This window comes from Myxococcus sp. CA005 (genome assembly GCF_006518205.1).
GTDB lineage: Bacteria > Myxococcota > Myxococcia > Myxococcales > Myxococcaceae > Myxococcus > Myxococcus xanthus.
Window position 1 is genome coordinate 1 of record NZ_SRLV01000007.1, and the last position, 12,076, is coordinate 12,076.

A 12,076-nucleotide genomic window follows, 5' to 3' on the forward strand; every position below is an offset into this window, starting at 1 on the left:
ACCCCGGCCCGCCCTTGTCCAGTACGAATACGCGACTGAAGTCCGCGCCCGCGTCCGACGAGTTCCCGGATGACGCCGCGCTCCCGCCGTCCGAGCGGACAGGCACCCAGGAAGTCACCAGTGCGCGGGAGTCCACCGCCACGCGCCTGACGGGCCCGTTGGGGCTGGCGGAGGGCGGCACCCGCACCCTCATCGCGCCACTGGAGGCGGGCGAGCTGCCCAACGTGGCCCAGATCAAGGGCCTGCGGCTGGACCAGATTCTTCTGCTCACCACCGGCGTCCTGGTGGTGCTCATCGTGGGCTTGCTGGCGGCGCTGTCGGTGGCCTCCACCAAGTCCCAGTTCGAGGAGACGGCGCTCGTCTCCAAGGAGCGCATCCAGGAGCAGGCGCGCGAGCTGGGCCAGACGGTGGGGCAGACCATCGCGCTCACCTCCGCCACCAACCTGCGCGACAACAACTACGCCTTCCTCGAAGAGGTGGCGGGCTCCATCGTCAAGACGAACCCGAACATCCTCCGGGTGCAGATTTTCGACCCGGACGGAGTCCGGATGGCGGACAGCGAAGGCGCCAGCGAGGACAAGGAGGACGTCGCGCCGGTCCGCCGCGCCGAGCGCCGGCTGGTGAGCGCTTTCTACCGGGGGCAGCCCATCTCCGAAATCCAGGAGCCCATCGACTACGGCTCCAGCAGCGGCAAGGGGCTGGTCGTCATCAGCTACTCGCTGGGCGGGCTGCAGCAGCAGCTGGCGTCGCTGGAGCAGGACAAGCGCGCCACGGTGCGCGCCACCACGCTGCGCATGCTGGGGCTGGGGCTGGGCTTCGTGGTGCTGGCGGGCGTGCTGGTGGCCTACCAGAGCCGGCGCATCACCCGGCCGCTGGGCATGCTGACCGGCAAGGTGATGCAACTGGCCGCCGGCAACCTGAGCGCGCGGGCGGGAACGGCGCAGGGCGCGGGCCGCGAGGTGGTGACGCTGGGCGTGGTGTTCAACCACATGGCCGAGCGCATCAAGGTGCTGCTGGAGGACGTGCGGGCCAAGGCGCAGTTGGAGCGAGAGGTGTCGCTCGCGCGCACCGTGCAGGAGACGCTGCTGCCGGGGCGCGAGGGCGTGCAGGTGGGGCCGCTGCGCATCGCCGGCCTGGTCGTCACCGCGGATGCGTGCGGCGGCGACTGGTGGTTCCGGGCCGCGCTGGATGACCGGCGCATCGTCATTGGCATTGGCGACGTGACGGGCCACGGCCTGTCCACGTCGCTGGTGGCCACCAGCGCCACCAGTGGCTTCGCCTCGGCGATGACGCTGCGCGAGCCGTCGCAGGTCAACGCGCAGATGCTCATCACCGCCCTCAACGTGACGCTGGCCAACGTGGGCCGCGGTGAGCACCAGATGTCCAGCGCGCTGGCCGTCATCGACGTGTCCAACGGCTACATCGACTACGCGGCGGGCGCGCACCCCAGTCCGCTGGTGTTCAACAAGCGCAGCGGTCAGATTGCATCGCTGCCCGCGCGCGGCCCGCTGCTGGGCGCCTCCGTCGAATCCCAGTTCACCTCGCGCCAGGCCCAGCTGCGGCCAGGGGACGTGGTGGTCTGGTACACGGACGGCCTCACCGAGGCGCGCGACAACGCGGGCAAGCTCTACGGCACCCAGCGTCTGGCCGCCGCGGTCCAGGCGCACGCCCACCTGTCCGCGGAGGCGCTGCGTGACGCGGTGCTGGCGGACGCTCGCGCCTTCAGCGCCGGCCAGCCGCAGCGGGACGACATCACCGTCGTCGTGGCCGAGTTCAGCCCCGCCGCCTGACTTCCTTCTGGGACTCCACACGCATGCGACGCTCCCCACGACATCCCCGGTCGCGCCGTCTCACGCCGGCGCTCGCGCTGCTGACCACCCTGTGCGGCCCGCCCGCGCTGGCCCAGTACCGCCCGCCGCCCATGTCCGAATCCCAGCGGCTGGTGCGGGACGGCGAGGCGGCGCAGGTGGCCGCCAGCGCCGCCAGCGCCTCGGGTGACAAGAAGGAGGCCGAGGAGAAGTACCGCAAGGCCCTGGCCCTCTTCGAACAGGCACTGACCGCCGAGCCTGGCTCCGTGGCCGCCGCCGCCGGCCTGGGTGCCAGCGCCAACGCGCTCAATGACTGGCAGCGCACCGTGGACCGGGTGCAGCCGGTGCTGACGGCGAACCCCTCGGAGCTGGCCCTGGCCTATCCGGTGAGCGTGGCGTACTTCAAGCTGCGCCGCTTCCCGGAGGCCGTGCCGCTGATGGAGCGGGTGGCCACGGCCGACAAGGCCGAACACCTCATCGTTCATTACTACCTGGCCAGCTACTACCTCTACGTCCAGCAGGGAGACGCGGCGGCCACGCGGCTGAAGCGCTACCTGGCGCTGCGTCCGCAGGCCCTGGCACCCAACGACTTCCAGATTCACGAGCTGCTGGGTCGCGCCCATGTGCTGCGCGGGGATGCCGCGGCGGCGCGCGCGTCCTTCCAGCAGGCGCAGGCGGGCCGGCCAGAGTCGCCGTCGGTGCAACTGGGCCTGGCGCAGGTGCTGGAGCTGGAGGGCAGGGCCGTGGAGGCGCGCACGTTGCTGGAGGGCGTCACCACGCGCTTCCCGCAGGCGGGTGATGCGCGCGAGAAGCTGGCCCGTCTGTACCTGGGCGCGGGGGACGTCGCGAAGGCGGACACGCAGGCCCAGGCGGTGATGAAGCTGGGCAGCTCACCCGCGGCGCACCTGCTGCTGGGTGACGTGCGCTTCGCCCAGAAGAACGCGGCCGCCGCGGAGGCGGAGTATCGCAAGGTGCTCCAGCTCCAGCCGGGCCTGGTGCTGGGGCAGATGGCGGTGGGCAAGGCGCTCCAGGCACAGGGCCGGCACGAGGAGGCCATCCAGTTCCTGGAGGGCGCGGTGCGCGCGGGCGCCAACAGCCTGGAGCTGTGGGCCAACCTGGGCTCGGTGAATCGCCGCGCGGGCCGCTTCCAGCGCGCGGTGGAGGTGCACCGGCGCGTGGTGGAGATGGCGCCGCGTCAGGCCCTGGGCTACGTGCTGCTGGGCGCGGACCACTTCGCCACCGGCCAGTGGGACCAGGCCATCGAGGACTACGCCAACGCGCTGCAGGTGGAGCCGGAACACGCCGGGGCGAAGCAGTGGCTGGCCCGGGCCCTGGCGCACCGGGCGCGGGACAGGGCGGGCACGGGACGGCTGGAGGACGCCGTCCGGGATTTGCGCCGCGCGTACGACCTGGACCGGGGCGCACCCATGGCGCGCCGGCTGGGCGCCTCGCTGCTGGAGACGCGCGCCTACGCGGACGCGCGCAAGGTGATGGAGCAGGGCGTGATGCTGCCGGGCGCCGCGTGGCGTGACAGCTTGCTGCTGGGGTACGCGCGGCTGGCCACGAACGATGCCCAGGCGGCGCTGGAGGCCTTCAACCGCGCGGCCGCCCAGACGGAGGAGCCCGACGAACAGGCGGAGGCCTCCGTCGGCGCCGCGCTGGCCGAGGTGGAGCTGGGGCAGGTGGACGCGGCGGTGCAGCGCCTCACCGCGGTGGGCCCGTCGCGCGCCGCGGCGCAGGTGGCGGGCGCCAACCTTCCGCGCGTGCTGGTGCGCCGGGCGCTGGTGCGCCTGGAGGCCGGAGATGCCGACGCCGCCGAGCGGGATTTGGACTTGGTGGACAAGCTGGGCACGGGCAACCGCAAGGAGCTGGTGCGGCTGGCCCAGTTCGTCCGCGGCCTGGCGCGCGCGGAGTCGGGGCGCCACGCGGAGGCGAGCGCGGCCATCACCAAGGCCCTTGCGTCCACGCAGCCCTGGGCCTGGCCCAACACGCGCGCGCTGGCCACCGCCTTCGTGCTCTACAAGAAGGGGCAGGTGCCCGCCGCGCGCAAGCAGTTGACCGCGGCGGCGAAGAAGCCGATGCCCGGACAGCCCAAGTGGCTGACGGCGATGACGGGCGCGCTCCACCGCCGCGAGGCATCCCAGGCGTACAATGCCGGCAACATGAGGGCGGCGGAGAAGGCCTTCAAGGCCGCGCTCGCCGGCAATCCGGACGACACGCAGGTGCAGCACAACCTGGCCTGCGTCGACTGGCGCAAGGGCCGCACGACAGACGCCGTGGAGACGTGGCGCCGGCTGGAGTCGAGCGTGCCGGTGGCCGCGCTCAACCTGGGCATCGACGCGCAGGAGCGCCGCAAGGACGCGGGTGAGGCCGTGGAGGCATGGCGCCGCTACCTGGCCGGCGGCAGCGGCCCGCGCATGGCGCAGGTGCGTGAGTGGAAGGAACGCCTGCAGAGTCTGCACGGCCTGGCCGAGCCCGCCGCGGGCGCGCCCGCGGACGCCACCGTGGAGGAGACCCCATGAAGACGTCACCTCGCTTCCTCCTGGCTGGCCTCGTGCTGGCCTGCACCCTGACGGCCAGTTCCGCGCTCGCGGCGCCGAAGAAGGCCACGCTGGGGGTGTTCCTCGCCACCACGCTCGCCGATGGCCAGGAGCGCTTCGAGTACGCGGAGGCCCTGGCCGCCCGGCTGACGGAGACCCTGGACACGCCCGTGGCCGCCAAGAGCTTCGGCCGCTACGAGGACTTCTCCCGCGCGGTGGCGGGCGGGATGGTGGACTTCGCGGTGGTGGATGCGTGGGCCGCGGTGCAGTTGGGCGCGAAGGCGAAGCCGGTGGCCTGGGCCTCACGCGCGGGTGACACGCAGCAGCGTTGGGCCATTGTCGCGTTGCAGCGCGGCGTGGTGAAGGACCTCGCCGGCAAGCGCCTGGCGCACGTGAAGGGCGCGGGCCCGGCGGACCCGAAGTTCGTCACCCACGTCGTGCTCGGTGGCGACCTGGACGCCCAGAAGCACTTCAAGCTGGCCCCCGTGCCGAACGTGGAGTCCGCGCTGAAGATGCTGGAGGCCAAGGGCGCGGAGGCGGCGCTCGTCCCGCTGGCGCACGTGCCCAAGGGCAAGGATGTGCGCGTGCTCTTCCGCAGTGGCCGGGTGCCGGGTGCCGTGCTGGTGGACCTGCGCAACCACGAGGCCGCGCTCACCGGCGCGCTGGGGAAGGTGGGCGCGGTGGCGCCCTTCGATGCCTTCGCGCGGCTCCAGGACAAGGACTTCGACGAGTTCAGCAAGCTCGTCACGCGTGGCCCGCCGCGGCGTCAGCCGGTGCTGGCGGAAGGGGCCGAGCTTCACGTGGAGGCCGAGGTGCTGGTGCGCTCGGAGGAGCTGGGCCCCGCGCTTCCGTCCTTCGTTGGAGACCTCGCCGTCTCCGCGGAACAGCCGGACGACTGAACCTTTCCCGAGTTTCTAGAGAATGAGAGCCAGCGACTTGGCCCGGCGTTGTCTCTGGGGTAGCTTGAAAATGATGGCGTTGGTGTCCAGCCGAGAAACCGCGTTCCCCCGGACGCAAGCGCTGGCGCCGAGCCCGTCTCCGGGTCGTACGTACAGGACCTCGGGTGTCCATGCTCCACCCTTGGATGTGAGAACGATGCACTCGACTCTGTTCGGTGAGCCGCGGCTGGGCGCGGCGAAGGCGGTTGCCGGTCGCCGCGCCCTGCGCGCCGGCCTGCCTCTTTCCATCATGCTGTGCGTGCTGTCCCTCGCCGTCCCTTCGAGCGCGGCAGCGCAGGAGGCCGCGGAGGCGGAGGCTCCCGCCAAGGTGAAACGCCGGAAGCGGGTGGTGAAGCCCGCGGCCCCCGCGCGTCCCGCCGCGAAGACGGCGAAGAAGCCGAAGAAGCCCGTGAAGCCGCCCATCGAGGACGCGGATGAGCCGGAGATTCCCGTCCTGGGTGGCGGGCCTGCCACGGATGATCCGTCGCCCGCGAGCGCGCCGGCACCCGTGCCCACGCCGCCCTCCGCCGCGCCCCTGACGCCGGCCACGCCCCTGACGGCCGAGCCTGCCTCACCGCAGGCGCTGCCGCCGGTCGGCGCGGACTTCAACCCGCCGGACGCGCCGACGCATCTCTCGCCGGCCACCGCGACGCTGCCCGCGCACCAGCCCGCGCCCTCGTCGAACATTCCCATCAGCGCGCCCTTCGCGGAGCCGACCCTGGATCGCCCCTTGCCGCCGCAGTCCGGGCTCGCGGGCCTGGGGACGGACCCGCTGGACGGCGCCGACGCGCTGGAGGAGTCCGTCAACCGCGTGCTGAGCGAGGCGGTGGTGACCACCGCCGGCAAGCGCAACCAGCGCATCTCCGACGTGCCCCTCACGGTGTCCTGGATTCCGGCCGACGAGTTGGAAGGCACTGGCCAGTTCACGCTGTGCGAGGCCATCCAGTACTTCCCCGGCATGGAGTGCCGCCGGGGCTCCATGCGCAAGGCGGCGGTGAGCGCGCGCGGCCTGGGCTCCAACTACCTGTCCAACCGCCTGTTGCTGCTCCAGGACGGCCGTCCGCTGACGGACCCGTGGACGGGCCAGTTCTACGGGGACGAAACCACGCCGCTCACCAACCTCAAGCAGGTGGAGGTCATCCGCGGCCCGGGTTCCTCGCTGTACGGCTCCAACGCCTTCAGCGGCGTCATCAACGTCATCCAGCGCCAGCCGTCGGACCTCATCGAGAAGGGCAAGAACGTGGGCGCCGAGGCCCGGGTGCTGGCGGGCCAGGACCAGACGTGGCGTCTGCATGGCACCGTGGCGGGCCGTGGTGGTCCGGTGGAGGCGCTGCTGGGCTACTACGGCTTCGGCTCGGACGGCCCGCAGCTCTTCAACGACCCGCGCGTGGGCCGGGTGGACACCAACCAGGACTCACTGGTTCACCAGGTCAACGGCAAGGTGCGCATCGGGCCCCTGGCGCTGGACGCGGACTTCACGGACGCGGAGATTGGCCGCCCGGGTGGCACGCACATCTCCACCGTGGGCAACTGCGGCCGCTGCCACTACACGCCGAACGACTCCGAGTCGGTGCAGAACTTCAACGCGTCCGCGCAGGTGGACCAGCAAGTCACCGATAACCTGCGCCTCTTCGGCCAGGCGTACGGCCTCTTCAAGCGCCGCGACGTGTTGATGGAGAACGCCTTCGGCGGCGACCCCACCCGTGCGCTGGGCAAGCGGCGCCGGCTGGGCGGCGAGGCGCGCGCGCTGTGGACGATGGGCGACCTCAACGTCACCTTCGGTGGTGACTTGAAGGCGGACGCCGTCAACGTGCCCAACGTCCTGCCCGAGCTGAGCATGGACGACACGCGGCAGACCATCCTGGGCGGCTTCGTGGACGCGGAGTACCGCCTCTTCAACCGGCTGGTGTTCGGCGCGGGTGCCCGTTACGACCGCTACCAGATTCCGGAGCGGGTCTGGCAGAACCGCACGGACCAGGTTTCGCCGCGCGCCAGCGTCGTGTTCCACGCGGTGCCGGAGTTGCTGACGTTGCGCACCAACTACGGCCGCGCCTTCCGTGCGCCCACGTTGGCGGAGCTGGCCATCAACCAGCAGATGTACGCGGCCACACTGGTGGGCAACTCCAACCTTCGCGCGGAGACGCTGGACACCATCGAGGCATCGGTGGATTTCTGGCCTTTCGATCGGAGGGTGCGCCTGACGGGTACGGGCTTCTACAATCTGGCGAAGAACTTCATCAACCAGCAGCTCGTCTTCGGCTCTGTGTCGCAGTTCCAGAACCTGGGCGACGCGCGGGTGGCGGGCTTCGAGCTGGAAGCGGCCGCGCAGATTCCGTCCATCAACTCGTCCTTCGACATCGCGTACCAGTTCCTCGACGCCAAGGCGCTGCCGTACGACGACGGCCCTCAGTCACCGCTGGACTACGCGCCGGCCCATCGCATCTACGCGCGTGGCCGGACCAACATCGGCAAGGTCGCCTTCGTGGAGCTGTACGCGCTGCTGGTGGGCTCACGTTATGACCCGGGCTTCGAGGTGGACGAGACGACGGGCCTGCCCACCACCCGCGTGCAGCTGCCCAGCTACGTCACGGCCAGCGCGCGTGTGGGCTTCAACGTCTACGACGGCATCTCCGTGTCGTTCCTCGGCTCCAACCTCTTCAACGCGAAGTACGAGGAGTCCCACGGCTTCCCAGCACCGCCCCAGTCGTTCTTCAGCGAAGTCAAGGTTCGATACTAGCCCTTGAGTACCGCCCCCCACCTGGAGGCCGGCGGCCTCCTGTTGATTGCAGACGAGTCGCTTTCTCCGGTGCTGGTGGAGCAGGCGGCTCCCGTCCTCGCACAGGGCGGCATGGCGCTGTGCCAGGGGCCAGGGTCGCCTTCGGGGCCCCGGCGCCTGGTGCTCTTCGACGGGAAGCTGACGCCCGCGCATGCGGAGGCGCTGCGCGGCGAGCCGCCCGCGCTGCTGCTGGCGACACGGGCCTCCGACGGACGCCCCTCCCCGTGGGAGACGCGCCTGTTGGGGGACCTGCTTCGCGGCGCGCCGTTGCTGCCCGCGGGGGCATCGCGGCACCGGCTTCAGTCGGTGGCGGACATCAACGCCACCGGTGAGGCCGCCGCGCAGGCCGTCACCCAGGCGCGGGGTTCGCGCACGGCGGCGGCGCTGGTGGGCGACGTGGTGCACGAACTGGCGGCCAACGCGATGTGGGACGCGCCGGTGGATGCGCAGGGCCAGCACCGGTACGCGCACCGCCGCTCCGAGGTCCGAGAGGTGGCGCCGGAGGACGCGTGCGAGCTGTCCTTCGTGGTGGAAGAGGGCCGCATGTGGTTGGAAGTCGTGGACCGCTTCGGTGGTCTGCGTCCGGGGCCCTTCGCCCGGGCGCTGGGAGGGTGGGGCGGGCGCGTCCAGGTGGATGCGTCCGGAGGAGGGGCGGGGCTGGGACTGCGGCGCATCCTGGAGCACAGCGATGTGGTGGCCGTCCGTGTGGCCGCTGGCCGTGAGTCACGAGTCCTGTGCGTGGTGGACCTGGGGGAGGCCCGCCGCCGCGCCACACAACCCAAGTCGCTGCTGTTCTGTCTTCAATGAGGTCAGGGCCGGTGGATAGCCAGGTTTCCAACGCCATCATCAGCCGGCTCCGCGTGGGGACGATTACCCACGTCCGGATTTCCGGCGTCATCGACGAAACATTCCCACTGACGTCCGCCAGCCCGGAGATGAGCGGGCTGCTGGTGGTGGACCTGGGGCAGGTGGAGCGCATCAGCTCCTTCGGCGTGCGGCGGTGGATTGAGTTCGCCGCCAAGCTGCCCCAGGGGGCCCTGGGCCTCTACGTGGTCCACGCGCCGCCCGTCATCGTGGACCAGCTCAACATGGTGGAGGGCTTCGCCGGCGTCGCCCGTGTCCTCTCCATGTTGGCGCCCTATACCTGCCGCGCCTGCAACGAGGACCGGCTGCGGCTGGTGAACCTGCTGGACGAGGCGCAGGTCATCTCCGAGGAACGTGCACCCGACCATTCCTGCCCCGTGTGTCAGGAGCCGCTGGAGTTCGCGGACCTGCCGGGCGAGTTCTTCGACTACGCGCGGCGGCAGCAGTTCGGTCAGGTGGACCCGGTCGTCATGCGCTACCTGCGCGCCAGCATGCCGGCGGAGCAGCCGGAGCTGTCGCAGCACCTGAAGATCATCCAGGACGACATCACGTACATCACCCTGGCCAGCGCGCTGAAGGGTGACCTCAACGTGCGCCGGCTGGCGTCGGGCCTGGAGGGCCGCGTCGGCTTCGACTTCAGCCACGTCAGCAAGGTGGAGCCGGAGGCCCTGCCGAAGCTGGAGCAGGTGCTGGAGACGGCGGCGCAGGGCGCGCACGTGGTGTTGTGCCGGGTGCCGCCGCCCGCGTTGGCGGTGCTGGCGCGCTCGGCCAAGGTGTTGCCGGTGCGGCTGGCCACGCTGTGGCTGCCGTGTGACTGCCGCAACTGCGGGCAGGTGAGCCACCAGCGCCTCCAAGCCGCGGACTACCTGGCCAGGCTGCGGGCGCAGGCGTCCGGCGTGGAGGTGCCGTGCCCCATCTGCGGCGGCAACGCGCGCGTCCCCCACATGCCCCAGCTCCAGGGGCTGCTGGCGCGGGTGCAGCTGACGGACCGGCCGCTGGAGGACCTGGAGGCGCTGGAGACTCGCGCCCTCAGTCAGTACCTCTTCGGCGCCACGAACATCGACCCGGCGGCCCGTCAGGGCGCGTCCACGGACATCTCCAACTCGCTGGGCAGCACCAAGCTGAACATCATCCGGCGGCTGGGACAGGGCGGCATGGCGGAGGTCTTCCTCGCCAAGCAGGTGGGCGTGAAGGGCTTCGAGAAGTTCGTGGTGATGAAGAAGATTCTCCCGCAGTTCGCGGAGAACCCCGAGTTCGTCGACATGCTCTTCGCGGAGGCCCGCGCCAACGCGCGGCTGACGCACCCGAACGTCGTGCAGACGTTCGACGTGGGTGTGTCCGACGGCGTCGCGTACATCCTCATGGAGTACGTGCGCGGGCCGGACCTGAAGAAGCTGGTCATCGAGCTGCGACGCAAGGGCCTGGCGCTCCCGCTGGAGCATGCGCTGCGCATCGTCGCGGACGTGGCCGCGGGCCTTCACTACGCCCATGCCTACGTGGACCCCGCGGGCACGCCGCACCCGGTGGTGCACCGGGACGTCAGCCCGCACAACGTCCTCATCTCGCTGGACGGCGCCATCAAGCTGAGTGACTTCGGCATCGCCAAGGTGGCGGGCGAGGAGCACACGCAGGCGGGCGTGCTGAAGGGGAAGATTTCGTACATCTCCCCGGAGGCTGCGTCCGGGCGCACGCTGGACGCGCGCAACGACGTGTTCGCGTTGGGCGTGGTGCTCTTCGAACTCCTCACTGGCTCGCTCCCATTTCGCAGGGACCACGACGCGGCGACGCTGCAAGCCATCGTCCGGGACCCCGCGCCAGTCCCTTCGCAGCTCAAGCCGAACATCCCGCAGGACGTCTCCGACCTCGTCCTCCGCGCGCTGGTGAAGGACCCGGCGCGCCGCACGCCGTCCGCCGCCGCGCTGCGCGAGGAAATCGAAGCGGTGATGGCGCATCACCGGCTCAACTCGTCGCCCGCGGCGGTGGCCCAATTCTTCCGGGACACGCTGGGCGACCGGCTGGTGGAGTTCGCGCCGTCCGCCGTCGGCGGAACGGGGAGCCACCCGCGTCCGGTGCCTTCGGGCAGTGGCAGCGGCAACATCGGCAGTGGGGAGATGGCCGCGCCCACGGATGGACGGACGCCCAGCCGGGGCAGTGTGCCCATGGCCGGAAGCCGTCCTGGGATGGGCGGCAGTGGCGGCATTCCTCGCCCTGGCCCACCGGTTCCCCCGCCGCCCCCGCCACGGCCCGTGGGCGTCGCCAGCGCGGCTGTGCGGCCTCCTGCGCCGCCTCCGGAGGACGACTCATTCCCCGGCATCTCCGTGTCCGAGGACGACGCGAACGACCGCACCGAGGTGGTGCCGCTCAACCTGGGCGCGCCGCCGCCTCGGACGGAAGCGCCGCCTCGGCCCGCTCCCGCGCCGCGTGCCTCTCAGCCACAGCCCGCCATGCCTGCGCCGCCGCCGCGTCCGTCCGGGCCGGTGCCAGGGCTGGGGCACGGGGCTCACGCCAGCGCGGCCCGTCCCGCCCAGCCGCCTCCGCCGCGGCCCGTTGCTCCCGCGAGCCGCGTTCCCGCGCCCGCGCCCGCGGAGAAACCGGCGGACAAACAGCCCCCTTGGAAGTTGCTGGGCATCGTCGGTGGCGGCGTCTTGGTGCTGGCCGTGGTGGCGGTGGTGATGACGCGCGATGGCGGCTCGAACTTCGTCAACGTGGGGCCCGGGGAGCACGTCTACGTCGGCGGCCTGCGTCACGAGGCGGGGACGGAGGTGCATGACCCGTCGGGTGGCCCGCTGCTCATCTCCACGGCGGTGGAGGGGAAGCTGCGGCGGTTCGGAACCACGCAGCAGCGCGAGGGCATCGACGTGCGCACGCTGGCGGACGCCTCGCCGGAGCCTGGTACCACGGGCCTGCTGAGCGTAACGGGCGCGGCCCCTGGCTGTGAGGTCCACGTCGGTGGCGCGTTGCTGCCGGGTGGAACGCCGCTGTTGAAGGCACGAATCGAAGCGGGCCGGGAGCTGGAAGTCCTGGTGCGCTGCCCCAGCGGCGTCAGCAAGCTGTGGGTGATGGCCGTGCCCGGACAGCAAATCGAAGTGAAGTCGCAACCGCGAAACTGAGCGGCGCGCTGCCGGGCGCCGAGCGGCGTCCCGGACGAAG

Annotated in this window: 6 protein-coding genes; all 6 read left to right on the plus strand. The window is 71.4% G+C overall.

Going from position 1 to position 12,076, the window contains the following annotated elements; all coding sequences use genetic code 11:
• Positions 1-14: 14 nt before the first annotated feature.
• The 6 genes from FMQ63_RS04625 to FMQ63_RS04650 are packed head-to-tail and all read left to right on the plus strand — an operon-like array spanning position 15 to position 12,036.
• Positions 15-1,790, plus strand: coding sequence for a PP2C family protein-serine/threonine phosphatase (locus tag FMQ63_RS04625; RefSeq protein ID WP_011554557.1), 1,776 nt, complete (start codon positions 15-17; stop codon positions 1,788-1,790).
• 23 nt (positions 1,791-1,813) lie between these two features.
• Positions 1,814-4,330 carry a tetratricopeptide repeat protein gene (locus FMQ63_RS04630; RefSeq protein WP_011554556.1) on the plus strand — a complete coding sequence of 839 codons (2,517 nt, stop codon included), beginning with the start codon at positions 1,814-1,816 and terminating at the stop codon, positions 4,328-4,330.
• Complete coding sequence (locus tag FMQ63_RS04635) at positions 4,327-5,247, plus strand: PhnD/SsuA/transferrin family substrate-binding protein (RefSeq protein ID WP_020477874.1); 921 nt, start codon at positions 4,327-4,329, stop codon at positions 5,245-5,247. The genes FMQ63_RS04630 and FMQ63_RS04635 overlap by 4 nt, the downstream gene beginning before the upstream one ends.
• Before the next feature lie 22 nt (positions 5,248-5,269).
• Positions 5,270-8,023, plus strand: a complete 2,754-nt coding sequence (locus tag FMQ63_RS04640; protein WP_011554554.1) for a TonB-dependent siderophore receptor — start codon at positions 5,270-5,272, stop codon at positions 8,021-8,023.
• A 3-nt stretch (positions 8,024-8,026) separates the two neighbouring features.
• Positions 8,027-8,869, plus strand: coding sequence for a hypothetical protein (locus tag FMQ63_RS04645; RefSeq protein WP_011554553.1), 843 nt, complete (start codon positions 8,027-8,029; stop codon positions 8,867-8,869).
• 11 nt (positions 8,870-8,880) lie between these two features.
• Positions 8,881-12,036 (plus strand): serine/threonine-protein kinase, encoded by a 3,156-nt coding sequence (locus tag FMQ63_RS04650; protein WP_020477873.1) that lies wholly within the window; start codon positions 8,881-8,883, stop codon positions 12,034-12,036.
• Positions 12,037-12,076 lie beyond the last annotated feature (40 nt).